We start from the raw sequence: 19,998 nt of genomic DNA, 5'->3' as shown, positions 1-19,998 counted from the left end.
AATTGGGTATCGCGTCCCGTGCGGCGGAACGCCGGCACGCGATGACACCGGAGGGCTCTAAGTCGGCCCCACGTCTACCCGCGACGTCGTGCCAGCGCTCAACTGGCGAGCTTCAGCAAGATGAGTCCAGAAATCACCAACACCACTGCTGCAACTCGAAGCAGGGTGATGGCTTCGCCGAGCAGAAAGATTCCGACGAGAAACGCACCCACCGCACCAATTCCCGTCCAGATCGGATACGCAGTTCCCAGCGGAATGGTCCGCATGGCGATGGCGAGTAACCAGAAACTGCCCGCCATGGAAACCAGTGTGATGAGTGAGGGGGTAAGACGCGTAAAACCGGCGGACTGTTTCATGGCGTACGCCCAGACAACTTCCAGGATGCCGGCAAGGGTGAGGTAGAACCAGGCCATTAAAGCTCCGTTTCTTCAGGGCCAGGTCGTCCTGGATTGTCGGGGCCCTTGTAAGGGGGGAGCCCTTACAAGGGGGAGGTCGTCCTCCAGTCTCTTCGACGGTTGTCAGGAACACCGCGACGTCTGTCCACGCCGACGCTCATGAGAGTCGGCGTCTTGCGAGAGGCTTAACCCTCGGTCTTGCTCTCGTCTTCGGTGCGCTGTTCACCGGAGACGTCTTCGTCGGTCGAAACGACGTCGTCGGTCGTCTCCACAACGTCGTCGGTCGTCTCCACAACGTCGTCGGTCGTCTCCACAACCTCGTCGGTGGTCTTTACAGCTTCGTCCGTCACGATGACGTCGTCGCTGCTGGCGGCGGCATCCGAGCTTGTGTCCTCATCGGTGCTGGCAGCCAGCCCGAGGCGATCGCGCAGGATGTCACCCAGGGTGGCGGCCGAGGCGTCTTCGTCGGCGTACTCGCGCAGGTTGGAGGACTCATCTTCGAGTTCGTCACGCTTCAGCGAGAGACCGATGCGCTGGTTTGCGCGCTCAAAGCTCATCACCAGTGCGTTGACCTGCTGACCGGGGCGCACCACCTCGGAGGCCGAGTTGACGCGGTCGTTGCTCAGCTCCGAGATGTGAATCAGCCCCTCGACCCCGGGGATGATCTCGGCAAACGCGCCAAAATCGGTGAGGCGAGTGATGGTGACATCGACCTTCTGGCCGGGTTTGATGGTTTGAGCGGCCTGCTCCCACGGATCGTCGGTGAGCTGCTTGATGCCCAGACCGATACGTTGGTTATCGGCGTCGGCGTCGAGCACTTTGACCTCGAGCTCCTGGCCCACCTCAAAATGCTCGCGGGGGTTCTCGATCTTCTCGGTCCAGGAGAGATCGCTGATGTGCACCAGCCCCTCGACACCTTCTTCCAGTTCGACGAAGAGGCCGAAGTCGGTGATGTTTTTAATCGGCCCTTTTTGCACCGAGCCCACCGGGTAGCGTTCTACGACGGCGTTCCAGGGGTTCTCGCTGAGGGCTTTGACGCTCAGGCTCAAACGGCGGTTTTCGCTGTCGATGTTCAGGAGTTTGACGGCGATTTTTTGGCCGAGCTTGAGGACGTCCTGAGGGTGGTTGATGCGCTCGGTCCAGGAGAGTTCGGTGACGTGCACCAGGCCTTCCAGTCCGGGCTCCAGCGCTACAAACGCTCCGAAATCGGCCAGGCTGACGACTTCTCCCTCCAGGGTCTGACCCTCGCTGTAGCGCTCCTCGATCTTCTCCCAGGGGTCGGCCAGAAGTTGTTTGCGGCCGAGACCCAGACGCTTTTTGGCCGGATCCCAGGAGAGCACCACGACCTCGACCTCATCGCCCGGGCGCAGGAGCTCGGAGGGGTGGTCGATGCGGCCCCAGCTCATGTTGGTGACGTGAAGAAGCCCGTCGATACCGCCGATGTCGATGAAGGCACCAAAATGGGTGATGTTTCGCACGGTGCCGGTAAAGCGCTGGCCTTCGGCCAGATCGTCGATCAGCGCCTTGCGTTCGGCCTTGCGCTCGCCCTCCAGCAGGGCCTTGCGGCTGACGACCACGTTGCCGCGTTTTTTGTCGAATTCCACGACCTGAAACTCGGCGCGGCGGCCGATATAAGGGGTCACGTCGTTGACGCGGTGCAGATCGACGTGGCTGCGCGGAAGGAAGGCACGCAGCCCGATGTCCACCGAGAGACCGCCTTTGTTTTCGCCGGTGATGACGCCTTCGACGACCTCGCCGGATGTGGCCAGGTGCTCGAGCCACTCCCAGGTCTGGAGCTTCTGTGCCTTGGTGTAGGAGGCGCTCCAGGCGTCGGCCATCGGCTGCTCCACCAGGATGCTGACCTCCTGGCCGGCGGCAAAGGGAAGCTCGCCGGGGAGCTCTTCGCGGGCGACGTGGGCCATGCGTTCTTCGCCCAGGTCGAAGACCAGGGCCTGGTCATTGGCCTCGACGAAGGTCGCTTTGACAAGGGCGTTGTACAGCGCGTCTTCGTCGAGGGAGGTGGCCAGAGGAGCGCGCTCAAGGAGGGTGGGCTCGGACATGTTCAAAATCCGGGGTTAGGCGGGTTCGGGGCCGAAGATCGGACCGGTGGGGCGTTGCGGAAAGCGTCGGTTGTAGTGAGCGGGGACCGACGCTGTCAATCCGGGCTCAGGAGTCGCTTTTGTCGCGTTTGCGAATGAAGACACCACCGCCGGCTTTCTGGCGGCCGGCCAGGCGCTCTTTCGACGGCGTTTCCTGGTCCTGGTGGCAGCGTTTGCAGAAGAAGTCTTCGCCGGGCTTGGGGCGGAAGGGAAGCAGATCCTGGCGGCCACAATCCGCGCAGATGAACTCCCAGGAGGTTTTGGATTCGCGCTCTTCTTCGCGGCGCTTGGCCTGCTCGGTTCGGGCCCATGGCGAGTCGCTTCCGAAGAGCGTGCGGGCGCAGCCGGTGCAGAGCACCTCTTCGAGTTTGGCGCCTTTGGGCATGTAGTCGAGGGTGTCGTGCTTGCCGCATTCGCTGCAGGTAATCGGCAACATGACGCGCGTGCCGTGCTTGCGGCGCGGGATGTGCTTTTTGTCGCCTTTACGACGCGCGATGCGCGCCTCCTGGCAGGCTCCACAGATCGCGCGTGTGCCGGGAGGAGGAGCCTGCGCGACATCTTCGATCGCTTTACATTCGGCGCAGATAATCTTGGGCATGAGCGGATCCTATGAACTTGTGGGGGGGAGGGTGGGCGTCGGTCAGCAACGCGCCGGGGGGCGGGCTTCTTCCAGATGGTGCGGTCGGAGCGCCGGAGGGGCGTCGCGACGTGGGTAGGTCAGGGGCGCTTCAATGTCAATGATCGGGCGCGTTTTCATCGTCGTTTCAAGCCGACGAGGTCCGTGATCTGGACTGGCGAATCGCGGACCTGGCTGGCAGGGAGGAGGCTGGCAGGGAGGAGGCTGCACCTCAGCGAGGCTCCGGTTCAAAGTCGCCGCACCGCAGGGGATCCGCGGTCGCGGGGCCGATTCGGTAGAGCTGGTCGTCGTGCTCTCGCGGACTTCCGCGCCCATCGCGATTGTTGCTGAGCACCCAGATGGAGCCGTCGCCAGCTTGAACGGCGGTGCGTAGCCGGCCCCATTCGCCCACAAAGAGCGCCTCAGAGTCGACGACCTCGGTACCTTCGTCATTGAGCTCAAGGCGCCAGAGGCGTTGGCCGCGCAACGAGGCGATCAACAGGTTGTCCTCCCATTGAGGAATGGCCCCCCGCACGGAGGCCGTCAGACCGCTCCAGGAGGCCTCCCGGGGGTCTTTGACAAAGATCGGGTCGGTGAACCCCTTTCGGTTGGCCTGGCCTGTGACCTCGGGCCAGCCGTAGTTGTGGCCGGGCAGAATACGGTTGACCTCGTCATTCTCGTCGGGGCCGAACTCGGTGGCGAAGAGACGGCCTTTGCTGTCCCAGGCAAGTCCCTGCACGTTGCGATGTCCCATGGAGTACACGAAGGAGCCGGCGGTGGGGTTGTCTTCGGGCAGATCGCCATCGGGGGTCATGCGCAGGATCTTGCCGGCCAGCGAGTCGGGATCTTGCGCCAGATCGGGCCGGGCGGCGTCGCCGGTGCCGACGTAGAGCATGCCGTCGGGGCCGAAGTCGATACGACCTCCGTTGTGAATGCGGGATTTGGGAATGCCCTCGAAGACCAACTCCGGCTCGGCGGGGGTGTCCGGGTCAAAGCGCACGATTCGGTTATCTTTGTCTGCGGTGTAGTAGACGTAGAGGAGGTTATCCTGAACGAAGTTGGGGGAGTGGGCGATGCCCAGCAGTCCGCCTTCGCTGGCATTGTCGACGGGAAGCTGGCGCCGCCCCCGGGTGCGCCCGCCAAGGTGTTCGCTGATGCGACCCGAATCACGCTCGGTGAGAAAGATGCGGTTGTTGGGCGTCAGGGTGAGATCCCAGGGGGCGGCCAGATCGGTGACGAGGCTGGAGGTCTCCCATGCCACAGGGGTACCGGCAGGGGCAGGTTCGGACTCGCCACCTCTGGAGTCGCCGTCCCTGGAGTCGTCGGTGGCGAGTTCTTCCCGATCCAGGTCGTCGGGAGCGCGAGGGGGATCGGCCGGCGCGTTTTGGCTGTTGAAGCAGGCCGCCGCGGGAACAAGCATCGCGACCAGGAGGAAAGAGAGAGGACGCCTGGACATCAATGACCTCGGCAGCTGGGATGTGTGTCCCGGGAAGAGGGGAGAGACTCAGAGGTTGATCTACGGGGAGAGACTAAGCAAGTGCGCGGCGATAACCAAGTTTGCGCTCGTAGCCGCGGATCGAGTTCAGGAGTAGGCGTTATGTGTACCATTCTCATTGCCACGCGTTGCGCGCCGGATTGCCCGCTCTTTGTGGTGGCCAACCGCGACGAGTCTCTGGTGCGTCCGGCGTCGGCGCCGGCGTTGCGAAGGATCGAGGGGATGCGCGTGCTGGCGCCTCGCGATGAGCGTTCGGGGGGCAGTTGGCTGGGGCTCAATGAGGCCGGTGTTTTCGTGGCAATCACCAATCGGTTTGAGGTGGAGCGACGTCCGCACCATCGCTCGCGTGGGGAGCTGGTCTGGCAGGCGTTGGGGAAGTGCAGCGTGGAGGATGCGCTGGAGCATGTTCGGGGGCTCTCGCCAACGGACTACGGCGGGTTTCACCTGCTGGTCGCCGACAGCACACGGGCGCAGGTGATCTGGAGCGATGGCGCGACGCTGCGAGAGGAGGTGTTGGCGCCGGGCTATCACGCCTTGAGTGAGCGCAGTTTTGGTGCCGGTCCTTCCAAACGGCTGGAGCGTCTGGCGCAGCGTCTGGTCGGGGAGCGTGAGCTCGATGATGGGCTTCGCCGCGGGCTTATTGAGACGATGGCTCAGCGCGATGGGCACGATCCTTTTGAGAGCACCTGCGTGCATATGCCTGCGCTCGGCTACGGCACCCGCTCCTCCACGATCGTGGCGTTGGGGGAGCGGGGGCGCTTTGAGTATGCGGCAGGTCCGCCCTGTGAGACAGCCTATGAGAGCTATGCCGAGGAGCTCAACGCGCTGGCACTCAAAGAGGCCGGTGTGGCGAGTTGAGGTCGGGCGTAGAAGGGGGCGTCAAGGCGTGGCGATGCCGCGGGCGTGTTGCGTCTGCGCGTCGGCCGGAGCTTTGCCATCGGCAAACGCGATCGGCGCCGAGAGCAGGGCATCGGGGATCTGAAACGCGTCGACAAAGGCCACTGCGTCGGGTCGGAGCTCGGAGCAGAGGCTGTTGACCCGGTCGCGGATCGCAGCGGCTTTGGCTCCCTGGACGTAGCTATTTTCCAGAAACCAGGCCATGTCGCTTTCGATGATGCTCAGCGCGAAGAGTCTACGAAGTTGGCTCAGAGCGCGGCGAAGCGAGGCTTCCTCGGTGGCCTTTTCGGCATCGATGAAGCACTCCAGCACGAAACGCTCGATGTTGGCGTTGGCCACCGCGATGACGTGATCCTGGCAGTCGTTAAACGCCTCAAAGCTGTCCATGCCCTCGTCGATGCGGCGCTTGATGCGGCGCGCCACACCGGCGACCAGATCGTTCTCGCGGTAGCTCAGAGCGCTGAGCTGGAAGTCGGCGTCGTCGAGGTGTTTGGTGTCGGTGTTGCGGGTGACGAGGGGGTTGGTTTCCGAGAGGGTGCGGGTGGCCTGCCGGGCCAGTACCCGGGCCATGGTGAAGACGTTGCCGTCGTTGAGCTCATGGGCGTATTCGCCGATGCGGGCCTTGGCGACCTGCTGCAACATCACCACGTTGGCGCCTTCGAAGGTGGCGAAGACGTCGACGTCGGTGCGAATGGCCGGGATGCGGTTGAGCCAGAGGTAGCCCTGGCCCCCACAGGCTTCACGGGCGGCCTGAGAGGCTCCCAGAGCGAAGTTCGAGGCGTAGGCCTTGAGTCCGGCGGCCAGCGCTTCGGTCTGCCGACGATCGGGATCGACGCTGTTGTAGCGACGTGTGAGCTCGCGCAGCGCAAAGGTCAGCGCGTAGGCGGTGGCGATGCGGGGCAACAGTGCGCGTTGCTGCATGCGGTAGTCGAGCACCGGAATCTCGGGGGCTCCGGCCGGTCCGAATTGGCGGCGCTGATCGCTGTAGCGAGTGGCGATGGTCAGCGCGGATTTGGCGGCGCTTAGCCCGGCGGCGCTCACGCCGAGACGACCGGCCACCAGGGTGCCGAGCATGGTGAAGAAGCGTTTGTTGGGGCCGGGGATGGGGCTCTCATAATGGCCGTCTTCGCTGACGTTGCCGTAGCGGTTGAGGAGGTTCTCGCGAGGTACGCGCACCTGGTCAAACCAGATGCGACCGTTGTCCACGCCGTTGAGCCCCATCTTTAGCCCCTGGTCTTCGATACGCACCCCGGGCATCGGCTGGCCCTGGTCGTCCCGGATGGGAACGAGCAGGGCGTGCACCCCGTGGTTGACACCCTCAACGATGAGCCGGGCGTAGACGGTCGCCAGGGTCGCGTAGGTTCCCGCCCCGCCGATCCACTCTTTGCGCGCGGTCTCGGTGGGGGTGTGGATGATGAAGGACCTGGATGCGTGCTCGTAGGTGGCGGTCGTTTCCAATTCGCGTACGTTGGAGCCGCGACCCATCTCGGTCATTGCGTAGCAGCCCTGCAGCTCCAGGCTGGCCACGCGCGGCAGGTACGTGCGGTGGTGATGCTCGGTGCCCATAAACATGATGGAGCCGCCGAAGAGGCCGAACTGCACACCGAACTTCACCAGCAGGCTCAAGTCGAAGTGACCGAGTGACTCGAAGATCGCCAGAAACTCGCTCATATCGCGGGTGCCGTCGGCGCGTTTCTCGGGTACGCAGCGCTCGCCAATGCCGGCGTCGGCCAGGGCTCTGAGCCAGGTTACAACCAGCTCGCGGTAGTCTTTGAGGGGGAGGCCGTCGTTGTATGCGAAGGCGTCGCTGGCGAGCAGGTCGCGCACCATCTGCCGGGTGGTCTGGTGAGGGGCGTCGAGGAGTTCGCCGAGTTTGTCGGGCTCAAAGTCGAGGTTGCGTGAGGGCGGCTGTGCGGGGTGTTCGCGGGGCTCGGGGCGAAGGTGTTCGGCGGCTTCCGTGCTCACAACGCCCAGCGCATCCTCGATCTCGCGCAGGGAGGTGCGCAGCTCCTCCTCGCCGGGGGAGCCCTCTTCGGGCGGCGCGGTACGGGCCATACGCAGACCCAGCTCGGCCAGGCTCAGGCGTTCATCGGTGGCCAGCGCGTCTGCGTCGCGGTGCAACGCGCGTAAGAGGTAGCGCAGGGCCACCGGACCGGGCGGATTCTGAGGGTCGAGCCAGCTGGCGAGCACCTGTTGATCGCTGGCGCTCAGGCCCAGCTTCGTCGTCATGCGCTCTCGCAACTCGAGGAGTTCACGTTCGTGAAGTTCGCCATCGGCCCAGGCCATGTAGATCATCGGGAGCAAGGGGAGAAGCGGACGTGAGTCGAGAAGTTCCTGCAGCGCTTCGAGATCGGGGTGAGTGGCACCGGGTGTGGATGCGGACATCGAACCTCCATCATGATCAGTTGGCGAGCGGGCGGAGCGATCGCTGGTGCGGGTCGCGTGTGCGCACCCTCGGTGGCCTCTCGGAGCCGTGGAGCGAGGCCAGGGCGCGCTCGGAGCGCCGGCGAGCCTGAGCACCGCCCGGGGGGGCGAGTGATTTTCAAGCCGTGCTCTTTCTATTTTGGGACGGTAGATCTATATCATGGAACTTTAATCGAGAGGAATCCCATGGCGAGGTGGAGCCGATGAGCGAGTCAACCAGCGAGCTGGAGGGCCTTCGTAAACTCTACGAGTTTACAAGGCATGTGTTGTCGGGGCAGGCCGAGGGCGGGGCATTGCGGCGACTTGTCGAGGCGACGCGTGAGTTGACCAACGCCGACCACGTCTATCTCTTTACCAGCCGCAGCCAGAGGTTGGAGATCCGCGCGCAGGCTAACAGCGAATATGGGGACGATCTCAGCGAGAGCGATGACGACGAGGGCTTCTCGACGAGCATCGTCAACCGGGTCTTTGAGAGTGGTCAGCCATTGCTGGTCAACGACCTGCCCAATCACCCGGTGCTGGGGCGAGCGCCGTCGATCATGGAGTTGAGTCTGCGCAGCGCGATCTGCGCGCCCTACACCATTGAGGGACGTATCGCCGGGGTGATCTACGCCTCGGTGCATCGCATCACCGATGCGTTTACCGCCTGGCATCTGGAACTCTTGAAGGTTGCGGCCAGCCAGGCCGGGCTCCTCTTGAGCAGCGCGCTGGTCAGCGAGGCGTTACGGGAGAGCGAGGCGCGGCATCGATCGGTGGTGGAGATGTCACGCTCGGCGATTGTGGTGGTGGGCGGCGATGAGGTGCTCTTTGCCAACCAGGCCGCTCACCGGCTCTGGGGAATGAGTCCGCAGGACTTTGTGGCGAGGCGCCTGGCGGAGCTCTTCGACGGCTGGCGCTCCGGGGCGTATCTGGAGTCGGTGGAGCAGAATGAAAGCGTGGAGAGCGCCGAAGCCTGGGCGGTTCGCGTCGATGGGAGCACGCTGAGCGTGGAGGCCAGCGCCCAGCCCATTGTGTTTGATGGACGCGACGCTATGCAGCTGATGATCAGTGGTGTGGCCGAGAAAAAGGCGATCCTGGCCGAGCGGTTGCGCATGGATCGCCTGGTGGTCATGGGAACCATGGCTGCAACGGTGGGCCATGAGATCAACAACCCGCTCTCGTACGTGCACGCCAACCTCGACTTTGCGCTTGAAGAACTCGATGTGTGGATGGGTGAGCGCGGCTTTGAGGGGGAGAGCCACGGTCTGGGGGAGGTTTTTGCCGGGCTGCGATCGGCGTTGGAGGGGGCGGAGCGCATTCGCGGGGTGGTCGAGAGCATTCAGAGTTTTTCGGCTCTGGAGCGGGGGATGCCCTCGGCGACCTGGATCGATCAGCCGCTCTACTCCTCGGTGCGCATGGCGCGCGGCGAGATGGGGCCGCGCATTGAGATTGACCTTCGACTTGCGTCAACCTCGCCGGTGACGATGAGTCAGGCGCAGCTCGGGCAGATCTTTATGAACCTGCTCATCAATGCGGCGCATGCGCTCAGCGATGCCGCGGTGGGTCAACCTCGGGTTGTGGTGCGTTCCTACCAGGAAGGAGACTGGGTCTGGGTGGAGTTTGAAGATAACGGCCCGGGTATTGATGAGGCGCTCGTACCCCATGTTTTCGAGCCCTTTATCACGACCAAAGAGGCGTCGCGGGGCACCGGGCTTGGGCTTGCGATCTGTCATCAGATCGTGGCCGATTGCGGCGGAGAGATCCGCGCAGAGCGTGGCGAGCAGGGGGGCTGTTTGATGCGTCTTCGTCTGCCGGCGGCCAGCGAGCCGACCACCCAGATCTTTGAGGTCTATGAGAACGAGATGGAGAGTGAGCGACGGGGCAAGGTGCTGGTGGTCGATCCGGACCCGACCATCGGGGCGAGCTTAAAACGGGTGCTTCGCGCCCAGCACGATGTCGATGTGGTCACCGATGTGGAGGAGGCCTCCCGGGCGCTGGCGCGAGCCTTGCCGGAGTATGACGTGGTGATCTGCGATGTGCGCCTGCGCGGTGGCGCGGGCCTGGAGACCGTGCAATGGGTGCGGCGGCACGCTCCTCGCTACTGGCAGCGGCTGGTGGCGATGACGGCCAGCGCCTGTTCACGTTCTCAGCGCCTGATGCTCGATGAACTTCCCAACCCCTGGTTGCGTAAGCCTTTCGAACTTGCGAATTTGCGCGGTATTGTCGCCGCGCTGGTCCGGGCGAATGAGGAGCATCGGGCGCGAGAGCAGGCGCATCGGCTTTCCGGGGCGCGCATTCGCACGCTGCCCGATGGGGAAAGTTGATTTCGGGGGCGCAGGTCCCACCATCGGGCAGGTTGGCTCGATACCCACGTAAGAGTTCAAACGAGGAGCACGCAGATGAGCGAGCGCGACGACGAGTTAACGGGGAAGGTTCGCAGGCTCTTTCCGGCGCAAGAAACCAGTGAAGAGGAAGGTCAGGGGTCCGAAGAGGTCGACGCGGTGCAGGAGACGCATCAGGCCCAACCCTCGACGGCTGACGAGAAGGTCGACGAGGGTGGTGCGTCCCCGGGGGAGGACGAGGCTGAGGAGGTGGACAATGTCGTGCGTCTTCCTTTTGGCCGTCAGGACACCCGGCGTTCACCCACACCGGACCTGCCCAAAGCGCCCGACGACCCCCGTTCGGCAGCTAAACTCGCGCTCTTCTCCCGGTTGATTGAAGAGGGGATGGTCATGGTGACCCTGGACCCGCGGGTCGATGGCGTGAGTGTTCCGTCGCGTTTTCAGGGGCAGCCGGAGCTGCGCCTGAACTTCTCGCATAACTTTCATCTGACGGATTTCGACTATGATGGCCAGGGGGTGCGGGCGTCGCTTTCGTTTCAAGGCAAACGTTTCTTCTGCGACATCCCCTGGGCGGCGATCGGGATGCTCTACGCCCATGAGACCGGTGAGGGCTATGTTTTTGAACCGGTGAGCGGCGGGCCGAAGGGCTAAACGCGATGTCAGCGGGAGGGGACCTCTTGAGGCGGGGGCGTCTGTTCGAAATGCTCGCGAACGTCTTCGCGGGCGTTTTCGTCCTCGGGGGGGACCATCGTGTAGCGCACGCAAAGTGACATGGAGGCGCTGATGCCGACGAGAATGGCGGTGATGAGCGCGGCTTGCTTCCAGGATATGGTGTCGCGTTGCTCGATCATGCCGAGTGATTTGAGAAGTTCGGCCGAAGGGGTGTGGCGCGGCGAGAGTTCCTGACAGCGCATGGCGAGCTGGCGAGCTTGCTGGCGCAGGGTGACATCGCCCGAAAGGTCAAAGCGGCGGGCATAGATGCTGGCCAGCAGCATGTGCGCTTCCAGACGCACCGGCGAGAGGAGCACGGCCTGGCGAAGAAGGGGCTCGGCCGACTCGGCGGCGTCGTTGGCGAGATGCTCGCGAGCCTGAGCCGTGGCTTCAAGGGCGCGAGCGTCGGCCTGCTCGGAGACGTCCGCGTCAAAGTTTGCGTCGATGGCGAGCTGGCGAAGCGTGTCGGCGTCGGGCAGCGATGCGTCGGCGGTCCAGCGGGCCTCGGCGCGCGCCAGATAGGCGTCGATGGGATCGGGGGTCATGGTCGGTGGGTCGCAGAAGATGAGAAGGGGAGAGACTTAGACATCGCCGGCTTGCAGCGCGCGTCGCCCTTCGATGTGCAGGGCGACGTCGGCGACAAAGGCTTTGAGCAGGCCGCAGGCGTGTGGGCTGGGGCGGTGGATGCGCTCGGCGTAGGCCATGGCTTCTTCGAAGGTCTGACCTTCGGGTTTGTAATTGTTGAGGTAGTTGCGAAAGCGGTCCAGATTTCCCTCACGTCCGAGCTCCGGGTGGAACTGGGTGGCGATCACCGGCCGTCCTCGCACTCTGACCGCCTGATACACGCAGCGCTCGCTGGAGGCCAGGTGCACCAGCTCATCGGGAAGCGTGATCGCGCTGTCATTATGCCCGAGCTGCGCATCAAAAACCTCCGGAAGCTCGCCGAAGAGCGGGTCGCTGTGGCCTTGCTCGGTCAGCTCGATCGGGAAGGTGCCCAGCTCGGCGCGCTCCGGATCGCGCTCCAGGGTGCCGCCCAGGGCCTGGACGATGGCCTGAAACCCGAAGCAGGAGGCAAACATCGGCACGCGCGCCTCGATCAGCCGCCGCGTCAGATCGAGAAAGTCCCGGTGCCAGTCAAAGCCCCCCTCCACCAGCGAAAACGCACCGGCTCCACCGACCATCACCGCGTCATAGCCCTCGACGGGGAAGGTGCGGGCCGGGGTGGTGGCGATGTTGAAGGTGGCGAAAGCATCGAGATCGAGGTCGCACTGGGTGGCGAAGGCCTCCAGCTCATGGCGAGCCATCGGGTCGTCGGCGGTGCGGGCCTGGAGCAGGAGAATGCGGGGTGAGCGGTGGAGCATGGCGCGTGGCCTGGGCGAAAGAGAAGATGAGGAGGCTGGGGGGCCTGTGGCACGACGTCACAGCGCCACTCCACCATGGGGACGCAGGAGCGTCCGGCGCCGAGCAGACGCAGGATAGCCAGAGCTTGTGAGCTAGCTCAAGTTGCATCCTCGGGCGGGTCTGGCACGCACCCGGGTGCGGCATCAACGGGCAGAGAAAAGCGCTCCACCTCAGGGTGGAGCGCTCCCGGGGAAAAACGCGGAGGTGAGCGGGCTATTCGTCGCGGATGGCGCCGTTGGTGATCCAGGTCTGAATGTCACCGAGCTCGCCTTCGCGCAGGCTGCCCTCACCGGTCAGCGGGTTGTAGGGCATCGGGTAGCCCTCGATGCTCTCGTCGTTAATCAGCTTGAGCCACAGGTAGCTGCGTTCGGGCTCGCCGGGCTCAATGAGCTTGAGCTCGGGATTTTGCACCGAGGTGCCAAAGAGATGCTCGTAGGCGTCTTCGCTACGCAGGTCGAGGTCTTCGGCCGGGTTGTTTCCGCCGTGGCAGCCGCCGCAGTTGGCCTGCAGGACCTTGGAGACGCGGCCCTTCCAGGTGACACCTTCGCCCAGGAGGTTGAGGTTTTCGGGATCGTCGCTGTAGCTGCATTCGGCGTAGTTGATGGGCGCGCCCATATCCGGCCAGCTGCCATCGGCGGGCAGGCCCTCGACAAAGCAGAAGAGGGCGAGCATCTCGGGGATGGTCAGGGGCTGATTGGCAAGCGGCATGCGAGAGCCGGCGACGGGTTCGCCCATCATCGTGCCGCGCATGCGCCCGATGAGGTAGCTGCGCTCGGGGCTGCCCGGGGTGAGCAGCGAGGCGGGGCGCTCTTCTCGGGCACCGTAGATGCCGTTGCGGTTCATGTCGCCCTGGACGATGCCCACCGTGTTGAGCTCATTGACCTGATCGATCTGGTAGTTGCGAACTTCGCCGACGAGGTGGCGGCCGCCGTCGAGGATCCACCAGCGGGTGGTGAAGGTGGCGTAGGGAAGATCCTCAATGATTCCCTCATCGTTGATGAAGGTTCGGATGAAGCGGCCTCCGCCCCAGACCTCTTCGCGCTCGATGGGGAGCGGATCGCGCAGGAAAACGTGGAAGCCGGGGCTGCCGGGCTCGGGGACCATGTCTTCGGCGCGGTAGTCGCCGATGTCGCCGGCGATGTATTCGACATGTCCGATTTCAACCTCCGCGGCGTTCTGCCCACCGATGATGAAGCGGTCGCCGCTCTGCTCGCAGCGATCATCGACCGAGGTCCAGTCGCCGGGCTGCACGTTGCAGGGGGCGTTGATGGTGGCCAGGAAGTTGGCCGGGGTGCGAAGGTCGGGGTACTCCGATTGGTTGTGGCAGACGCCGCCATTGGGGCTGCAGGTGCGGGTAACGACTTTTTTATGAAGGTCGTTACCGGTGCGGTAGCGCTCGATGGCCTCGATGACCATGGCGTTCTCACCCTCGTAGGTGGGAGGGGGCGTGTGCTGCTCGTCTCCAAAGTCGGGGCGCTGAGGCTCAAAGTTGGAAAAGTCGCCCAGGGCGTCGGCCGAGAAGTCGGGGCCACAGGCCAGGGAGGCGGTGGCCAGGCCGCCGCAGAGAAGCAGAGTATGAAGTCGTTGCGCGAACATCGGCAGCTCTCAGGCGAAGAGATCGTCGAAGGGGCGATCGGCAGGGAAGAACTCGCGGTGATCGCAGCCCAGCGCATCCATCAGGGTCTTGAGCAGGGAGCGGTAGCTGTAGACCTGGCCCTCCGGGGCCAGATCCGCGGGGCGTGTCATGCCGAAGGAGCGGCCGCCGTTTCCGGCCGCGGTCACAAGACCTCCCATCACGGGCATCGACATCCAGCGGGTGGCGAAGTCGCCGGCGTGGTCGCTGCCGCGCGCGGAGTTGAATCGGCTGCCGCGGGCGGTGCGGCCGAACTCGCTGCCGCAGACCACAAGGGTGTGATCCCAGTAGGTGCCACCCTCGGGGTGGGTCAGGGCTTTGAGGGCGACCTCCAGGCCGCTTAAGATACGCCCGAGCTCTTCCATATGGCGTGGAAGGCCAGCTTCCTCGCCGGAGTGCATGTCGTAGGAGCCCTGGTTGAGGTAGACCGCCGGGCAGCCGAAGTGGAAGAGGCGCAGCGCCAGGCGAATGTTTCGGGCGGCGCGGCTGTCGCCGAAGATCGTGGCGAGCTGGCGGTTGCTCAGCCCGTCGATGGGCTCGTCGGAGTTGTTGCGGATCTTGAGGATCTCGTCGTTGAAGATCTCGGCGTAGAGTTCGGTGGCCGCGCGGGTCTGCATGTACGCGTCGACGCCGGCGCGGTTCTGCGGGTGGTGGACCGCGCGGTAGCGCTCATCGACGGAGCTGGCCATCGACTGGGCCCAGTCGGGCAGGGTGTTGGCCGCCGAGAAGCCGAAGCGCTCAAAACCGTCGCCCTGCATCACCGGGGGGCGGTGGGCGGCGTAGGGGCCGGCGCCCATGGCCATGCCGGAGTCGCCCAGCGAGAAGGCGGGAAGCGCCACGGTGCCCTGCTCGCGGGCCGCGGCAAAGCGCTCGCGCAGCCCGTAGTTGATCATCGTCAGAAAGCTCGTGCCGCCGCCGACGTAACCTGTGTTGAAGCGCTGCAGGCCGGTGTTGTGGTTGCCGTCGGCGCGGGCCGAGAGGGGTTCGTGATCGACGCAGGGGAGCACCGCGATCTGGTCGGACATCTCGGTGACCGGGCGCATGCCGAGCGCGGCGCGCTCGGCACCCTGGTCGCCGTTGAGCCAGCCGGCCAGCTCAAAGAGTTTGCCCACGCCCCACTCGGTGGCGCTGGCGACGTTTTCGGCTTTGCCAAAAGGGTTGAACTCCGAGGCGGATTCGCCGTTGAAGGCCGCGCTGAAGCGAAAGCCACCGGAGAGGCGGATGTAGATCAGGTGTTTGGCTGCGCCGCGCGCCTCGGTCTGGGCCAGCGCCTTGTTGGGCACCCAGACGTGCGGCATGGCGATGGTGGCCGCGGCCACACCCATGCCTTTGAGGAAGGAGCGCCGCCCGGGCTTGAAACCTTTTTTGGCGTTGTGATCGGTCATGGTCGTCCTCGTCGAGGTTGGGCAGGCGCTCAGTAAAAGAGCATCTCGGAGCTGGAGAGCAGGGCAAAGCAGCCGGGGCGAGCGAACTCGGCGGCGCGGCAGCGGGCACGCTCGCAGGTGTCGCCGTGAGTGGCGGCCATCTCGCGTTCATCATCGGTGAGCGGGCGGCCGAAGAAGGTCTCGACCTGATGCTCCACGATCTGGGTGGCCAGCTGCGGGGTGACCGCGGCGTCGGGGTGGACGCCGGCGGGCAAGAGCGTCTCAATGGCCGCACCGCTTCCTTCGGTCATCGCCGGGTTGCAGACCTGGTTGACGAAGTTGAGCTGGGTGGAGGTGGTCAGGATGCTGACGATCTTAAAGCGCCCACCGACCTCATTGGAGGGACAGCCCCCCAGGTTGCGGGCCAGGTCGCTGTAGTCGCGGCGCACATCCTCGCCATCCTCGCGCATCTCCCATTTGGAGGATTCCAGAAGCGCAATCGCGCTGATGGAGTCGGCGTCGAGAAGATCGCGCGGGTCGCTGATGCGGTGGTCGCAGCTGGAGAGCTCGTAGTCGACGGTGTGTTTGATGGTGTCGAGCCAGACCTCGGAGTCGACCTGCTTTAAGGGCCCGAAGGTCCAGCGGTGGTCGGTCTCGGTGAGCCCGCGAGCGCTCTGCAGGTAGGCCACCGAGGTGAGGATGGCGTGGTGTACCGAGCGAATGTCCCCGTCATGAGCCAGCAGGTGCTCGACGAGCGCCGCACGCACCTCGGGGACCATCGTGCCCAGGTCATAGCCCAGGTAACGCGCGATCACGTCGTCGACAGCCGTCTCCCAGAAGGCTTGCTGCCTGGCGAGCAGGCGTCCGGGCATCTGCAGCTTCTCCCACTCGTCGGCGCGCAGAAGTCCACTCCACATCTGGTTATCCTCGCCCACCGAGCGGATATCCGGGGTGAGGATGAGCTCGTTGTAGCCGTAGAGGATGCTGGTGCACTGCCCGCGGCTCTCGGGATCGATGTTGCCCTCCTCATCGACGCAGCGGTAGCGGATAAAGGAGTCGCTCAGGCGCATGTTGAGGGTGGGGTGGTCGTAGTAGCCGTTGGTCCACAGGGTATAGAGGCGGGCCAGGTCACTGCGCTCGCTGCCCAGGGGGGGCCGGCCCATAAAGAGATGGAAGAGGGCCTCGGCGCGGTCGCCAGCGGTATCATGACGACGGGTGAGCACGGGGTGGGCGCTGGCGATGGCCGCGAAGTGATCGTAGGCGACCTGACCGCGGTAGAGTTTGCCGACGAGCGCATCCATATCGTAGATGCGCTCAATGCTCAGCGCGCGGGTGTTGTAGAGGAAGCGGTCGGCCCAGTAGCGCTGGTTGACCTCCACGAAGGCATCGGTGGCGAGGAGGCTGTTGACGATGTCATCCCAGGACTTGCCGGCGCAGAGGCGATTGACCTCATCGCGGGTCGGAAAGCGCCCGGTCAGGTCGACGTGCAGTCTGCGGCAGGCTTCATTGGCGTAGATCGGCTGCGGCTCAAGCCCCACGCCCCAGAGGCTGGTGCACAGGCCCTGGTGGACGGGGTTTTCCAGGCCCTGTGCGTCGCAAAATGAGAGGCACTCGGCACCGCAATCGGGCACCTGAGCTCCCTGAGGAGGCTCGACATCCAGGGCGGAGGGGATCGTGTCGTTGCCGCCGGGGAAGTTGCCGTCGGTGATGGTGGAGTCGTTGCCGACGGCGCTTCCCGGCCCGCGGGCGGGATCGCGCGGGTCGAAGTCGCTCTCGTGGCAGGCGACCAGCGCCAGGCTCAATGCCAGCGGGGCTATCCATCGCAGCCAGCTGGGGGTGGGGCGTGCTTGAGGACGGTTCACGGAGCCTCCCTGAAAGGACGGCGTGGGGCCAGGTTGATGAGCGCGAAGCGGATGATAGGAGGGTATCGGCGCAGCTACGGACGGTCAAATCAGCCCGTGTGGCCTTTGCTCAAAGTTGAATCTCTAGAGACAGCCCTACGCGGGTGCGCATGGTGCTGGCGGTCCATTCTTTGCGAAAGGCCACGTCGTTGACGGTCTGCTCGGTGTTGAAGATCCAGATGGTCTGCCACTGCACGCCGGCGTCGGCGCGAAGCGCCAGGCGATCGTCGAGCTGGTAGCGAGCCGAGACCTGCGGGGCGACGCTCCAGCCCAGGCGAGGAAGCATGAAGGTGCGTACGTCCTGGTCTTGAAGCTCCAGGATCTCCTCGCGAAGATCGCCGCGGGGAAAGAGCCCGGTCAGGCCGAGCTGGGCGCCCAGGCCAAGACCGATCTTTTCGGTGATGTTGATGCCCCACTCGGCGTGGGCCATCACCTCAAGCAGCGGGCCGAACTCGTAGACTTCTATGGGGTCCTGGGGCTGGCCCTCATCGTCGAACACACTGGCGCGGTAGTTGCCGATGAAGTCGATGCCGCCGCCGATGCGGAAGTTCTCTTTGAAGGGGCGCAAATACAGGATGCGCGCGCTCAGAAAGTCGGCGTTCTCGTAGGAGAAGCTCTGGTCGTTTTCCTGGACGCTGATCTGCTGCTCCCCGGTAAGTTCACCGGTCTCGGAGTAGGCGGTTCCGCCGATGATCAGGCGCGACTGGGCGGCGGCAGGAGCGGTCATGGCGAGGGTGAGCCCAATAAAGGCACACATGGCGAGGACTGGCGAGTGGTTGCGAGACATCGGCACCATCATCTTCATTATGGGGTCAGTATGGCGAGCAGTGGGTGGGGCTTAGTGAACGCGTAGCGGGCGGGTGCTGTCAAGGTGAAGTGGCGGCACCTTCAAGCTCGGCGTAGACGAGTTCTCGGTACTGACCAAGTCGCTCCAGGAGGGTGGTGGCGTCGCGCGTGGCACGATCATCGCGGGGGTGGATGCGCACAATATGGTGGTCGAGCTGAAGATAGAGGTCGGGAGGCTTCACGGTGGCGACAATATCATTGAGGGCCTCGCGGTCGTCGGCCTGGTAGATGGTCACCTCCAGGGTGGAGGGGCCGCGTGCCATCACGGTGGCTTCGTAGGAGAGCCCTTTGATGTGGACGGGATCGCGAGCGCTTACCACGCGCCAGCCTTCGGAGCGCGCTGCCAGCAGAATGCCTTCGGTGCTAAAGGGGCTGGAGCGTCTGGCGTCGGGGGGCGTGTTCTCGTCGGGCTGGTGCTCGGCGGGGAGCGAGGATGCGGCGCTCTCCGCGGGGACTTCGGGGGCGTCTGACGAGGTGTTCTGCCGGTAGAACCAGAGGCCCGTGGCCAGGGCGAACAGGGCCAGGGGGACAATCCGCATGAGCGCGCGTCGGCGCCTGGGCGTACCTCGGTGCCTGCTGGTCGATGGCGTCGTCGCGGCCATCGGGCGCGTGGTGGGTGCGTTGGGGCCTTGAGCGGGCGTGGCGCGCGGTGGCAGAGCGAGTTCCAGATCGCTGTCGATGGTGGAGTGGGGCCCCGAGGTGGTGGGCAGCGCCGGGCGGGGGGAGCGTGGCGCGCGTCCCGGGGTCGAGCGTGGTTGGCGTGCCGGAGTATGGCGAGGAGATCGGGCGGGGGAGGGCGGTGGCGTCGAGCGATGCTCCCGCGGCTGTGAGGCCCAGAGAAAGTAGTTCTGAGACTGATCCGGGTCGAGCACATTGGGGTCCATCAGTTGAGCGCTGGCGCCAAAGAGCGACTCCTCTTCACTTGTGGGATCGGGGAGTTCGTCGCGGGCGACGACCTCGCAGGCCTCCAGAGCCTGGAGCATCTCGGTGGCCGAGGAGAAACGCTTTGCCGGATCTTTGCTCACCGCCCGCTCAACCACCTCCACCAGTGCGGGGCGGATGTTGAGCGTAGCCGGCACCTTCCAGCCCGGTATCTCGCGAACTTCTCGCGCGCAGTCACGTAGCGTCGAGGAGGCGATCATCGGCTGGCCAACCAGCGTCTCATAGAGGAGCGCGCCTATCGCGAAGATATCGGTGGCAAAACTCAGTTCCAGGCCGCGCAGCTGCTCGGGGGGGGCGTAGCGGGGGGTGCCCAGAAAGAGCTTTCGGCCGTTGGGGCCGGTCTCCGGGGCTGATTCTCCGACGATACGCGCGATGCCGAAGTCGAGGACTTTGACGATCTCCTCACCCTTGAAGTTGCGGGTGAGCATGATGTTGGCCGGCTTTAAGTCACGGTGGAGCATGTTGCGGTGGTGCGCTTCTTCGAGGCTGGCCAGGATCTGCAAAAAGGTGGTGACGGCGGTGCGCTCCTCAAAAGGGCCTCGCTCGGCAATGGCCTCTTTGAGCGTGGGGCCCTCGATGTACTCCATCACCAGGTAGAGCAACCCGTCTTTGTCGACGCCGTAGTCGAAGATGGTGACGGTGTTGGGATGGGTGAGCTTGCTGACCAGTCGGGCCTCGCGCTCGAAGCGTTCGGCGCGTCGCTGCGCGCGCGCCGGATCCTGGTTGGCGGGCAGCGAGGGGTCGAAGACCTTCACGGCCACGCGCCGATCCATGCCGGTGTGCACGCCCCCGTAGACGTTGCTGAAGCCGCCGCGACCGATCACCTCATCGAGACGGTATTTACCGCCGATGATGCTCGCGCGTTCTAAGAAGTCCCCGGCGTCCATCGTGGTCACAACGCTCCTGCGGGTCGTGTGCTGTGGAGAGGAGGTTCGGGGCGCACCGTCCTGAAA

15 protein-coding genes are annotated in these 19,998 nt (G+C 64.7%); 3 read left to right on the top strand and 12 right to left on the bottom strand.

The features are described 5' to 3' along the window. Positions 1 to 98 precede the first annotated feature (98 nt). From EA187_RS10050 to EA187_RS10035, 4 genes are all read right to left on the bottom strand, one after another. A complete protein-coding gene (locus EA187_RS10050) occupies positions 99 to 413 on the bottom strand; it encodes a DMT family transporter (protein WP_115603817.1) in 315 nt (104 codons plus the stop codon). Positions 414 to 580: 167 nt separating this feature from the next. Beyond that, positions 581 to 2,455 carry a 30S ribosomal protein S1 gene (locus EA187_RS10045; RefSeq protein WP_127780178.1) on the bottom strand — a complete coding sequence of 625 codons (1,875 nt, stop codon included), beginning with the start codon at positions 2,453 to 2,455 and terminating at the stop codon, positions 581 to 583. 106 nt (positions 2,456 to 2,561) lie between these two features. Further along, positions 2,562 to 3,092 (bottom strand): hypothetical protein, encoded by a 531-nt coding sequence (locus EA187_RS10040; protein WP_115603819.1) that lies wholly within the window; start codon positions 3,090 to 3,092, stop codon positions 2,562 to 2,564. Between the two features lie 250 nt (positions 3,093 to 3,342). Continuing rightward, a complete protein-coding gene (locus EA187_RS10035) occupies positions 3,343 to 4,566 on the bottom strand; it encodes a PQQ-dependent sugar dehydrogenase (RefSeq protein ID WP_127780177.1) in 1,224 nt (407 codons plus the stop codon). 141 nt (positions 4,567 to 4,707) lie between these two features. Between EA187_RS10035 and EA187_RS10030 the strand changes: the two genes are divergently transcribed. Continuing rightward, positions 4,708 to 5,463 (top strand): NRDE family protein, encoded by a 756-nt coding sequence (locus EA187_RS10030; RefSeq protein WP_115603821.1) that lies wholly within the window; start codon positions 4,708 to 4,710, stop codon positions 5,461 to 5,463. Between the two features lie 21 nt (positions 5,464 to 5,484). On the opposite strand, the gene EA187_RS10025 is transcribed toward EA187_RS10030, so the two are convergent. Further along, positions 5,485 to 7,887 (bottom strand): acyl-CoA dehydrogenase family protein, encoded by a 2,403-nt coding sequence (locus EA187_RS10025; RefSeq protein WP_127780176.1) that lies wholly within the window; start codon positions 7,885 to 7,887, stop codon positions 5,485 to 5,487. A 242-nt stretch (positions 7,888 to 8,129) separates the two neighbouring features. On the opposite strand from EA187_RS10025, the gene EA187_RS10020 reads away from it, so the two are divergent. Together EA187_RS10020 and EA187_RS10015 are read left to right on the top strand one after the other, a co-directional pair. After that, on the top strand, positions 8,130 to 10,229 hold the full coding sequence (locus tag EA187_RS10020) for a hybrid sensor histidine kinase/response regulator (protein ID WP_115603823.1): 2,100 nt from the start codon (positions 8,130 to 8,132) through the stop codon (positions 10,227 to 10,229). Positions 10,230 to 10,304: 75 nt separating this feature from the next. Next, positions 10,305 to 10,898: a ClpXP protease specificity-enhancing factor SspB gene (locus EA187_RS10015; RefSeq protein ID WP_127780175.1), complete on the top strand. Its 594-nt coding sequence runs from the start codon at positions 10,305 to 10,307 to the stop codon at positions 10,896 to 10,898. A gap of 8 nt (positions 10,899 to 10,906) precedes the next feature. On the opposite strand, the gene EA187_RS10010 is transcribed toward EA187_RS10015, so the two are convergent. The 7 genes from EA187_RS10010 to EA187_RS09980 form a co-directional block, all read right to left on the bottom strand. Continuing rightward, complete coding sequence (locus EA187_RS10010) at positions 10,907 to 11,503, bottom strand: hypothetical protein (RefSeq protein WP_127780174.1); 597 nt, start codon at positions 11,501 to 11,503, stop codon at positions 10,907 to 10,909. A 36-nt stretch (positions 11,504 to 11,539) separates the two neighbouring features. After that, positions 11,540 to 12,319, bottom strand: a complete 780-nt coding sequence (locus EA187_RS10005) for a type 1 glutamine amidotransferase (protein ID WP_127780173.1) — start codon at positions 12,317 to 12,319, stop codon at positions 11,540 to 11,542. A gap of 253 nt (positions 12,320 to 12,572) precedes the next feature. Further along, entirely contained in the window at positions 12,573 to 13,955 is a 1,383-nt protein-coding gene (locus tag EA187_RS10000) for a c-type cytochrome domain-containing protein (protein ID WP_206524247.1), read from the bottom strand. Positions 13,956 to 13,964: 9 nt separating this feature from the next. Next, on the bottom strand, positions 13,965 to 15,377 hold the full coding sequence (locus EA187_RS09995) for a DUF1501 domain-containing protein (protein WP_115603827.1): 1,413 nt from the start codon (positions 15,375 to 15,377) through the stop codon (positions 13,965 to 13,967). 29 nt (positions 15,378 to 15,406) lie between these two features. Then, complete coding sequence (locus tag EA187_RS09990; protein WP_206524245.1) at positions 15,407 to 17,218, bottom strand: DUF1549 domain-containing protein; 1,812 nt, start codon at positions 17,216 to 17,218, stop codon at positions 15,407 to 15,409. A 109-nt stretch (positions 17,219 to 17,327) separates the two neighbouring features. Further along, positions 17,328 to 18,044 (bottom strand): hypothetical protein, encoded by a 717-nt coding sequence (locus EA187_RS09985; RefSeq protein WP_127780172.1) that lies wholly within the window; start codon positions 18,042 to 18,044, stop codon positions 17,328 to 17,330. A gap of 79 nt (positions 18,045 to 18,123) precedes the next feature. Beyond that, positions 18,124 to 19,932 (bottom strand): serine/threonine-protein kinase, encoded by a 1,809-nt coding sequence (locus tag EA187_RS09980; protein ID WP_241250189.1) that lies wholly within the window; start codon positions 19,930 to 19,932, stop codon positions 18,124 to 18,126. Between the last annotated feature and the right edge of the window lie 66 nt (positions 19,933 to 19,998).

Origin of the sequence: Lujinxingia sediminis (assembly GCF_004005565.1) — a bacterium.
GTDB lineage: Bacteria > Myxococcota_A > Bradymonadia > Bradymonadales > Bradymonadaceae > Lujinxingia > Lujinxingia sediminis.
The sequence above is the reverse complement of the archived record's forward strand: the minus strand, read 5'-3'. Positions and strand labels throughout refer to the sequence as shown.

What these genes read in the sequence shown, in the direction of transcription:
- EA187_RS10025 (WP_127780176.1), bottom strand. Translation starts at nt 7,887, where the DNA reads ATGTCCGCATCCACACCCGGTGCCACTCACCCCGATCTCGAAGCGCTG.
- EA187_RS10010 (WP_127780174.1), bottom strand. Translation starts at nt 11,503, where the DNA reads ATGACCCCCGATCCCATCGACGCCTATCTGGCGCGCGCCGAGGCCCGC.
- EA187_RS10015 (WP_127780175.1), top strand. Translation starts at nt 10,305, where the DNA reads ATGAGCGAGCGCGACGACGAGTTAACGGGGAAGGTTCGCAGGCTCTTT.
- EA187_RS09985 (WP_127780172.1), bottom strand. Translation starts at nt 18,044, where the DNA reads ATGTCTCGCAACCACTCGCCAGTCCTCGCCATGTGTGCCTTTATTGGG.
- EA187_RS10050 (WP_115603817.1), bottom strand. Translation starts at nt 413, where the DNA reads ATGGCCTGGTTCTACCTCACCCTTGCCGGCATCCTGGAAGTTGTCTGG.
- EA187_RS10030 (WP_115603821.1), top strand. Translation starts at nt 4,708, where the DNA reads ATGTGTACCATTCTCATTGCCACGCGTTGCGCGCCGGATTGCCCGCTC.
- EA187_RS10045 (WP_127780178.1), bottom strand. Translation starts at nt 2,455, where the DNA reads ATGTCCGAGCCCACCCTCCTTGAGCGCGCTCCTCTGGCCACCTCCCTC.
- EA187_RS10035 (WP_127780177.1), bottom strand. Translation starts at nt 4,566, where the DNA reads ATGTCCAGGCGTCCTCTCTCTTTCCTCCTGGTCGCGATGCTTGTTCCC.
- EA187_RS10005 (WP_127780173.1), bottom strand. Translation starts at nt 12,319, where the DNA reads ATGCTCCACCGCTCACCCCGCATTCTCCTGCTCCAGGCCCGCACCGCC.
- EA187_RS09995 (WP_115603827.1), bottom strand. Translation starts at nt 15,377, where the DNA reads ATGACCGATCACAACGCCAAAAAAGGTTTCAAGCCCGGGCGGCGCTCC.
- EA187_RS10040 (WP_115603819.1), bottom strand. Translation starts at nt 3,092, where the DNA reads ATGCCCAAGATTATCTGCGCCGAATGTAAAGCGATCGAAGATGTCGCG.
- EA187_RS10020 (WP_115603823.1), top strand. Translation starts at nt 8,130, where the DNA reads ATGAGCGAGTCAACCAGCGAGCTGGAGGGCCTTCGTAAACTCTACGAG.
- EA187_RS10000 (WP_206524247.1), bottom strand. Translation starts at nt 13,955, where the DNA reads ATGTTCGCGCAACGACTTCATACTCTGCTTCTCTGCGGCGGCCTGGCC.
- EA187_RS09980 (WP_241250189.1), bottom strand. Translation starts at nt 19,932, where the DNA reads ATGGACGCCGGGGACTTCTTAGAACGCGCGAGCATCATCGGCGGTAAA.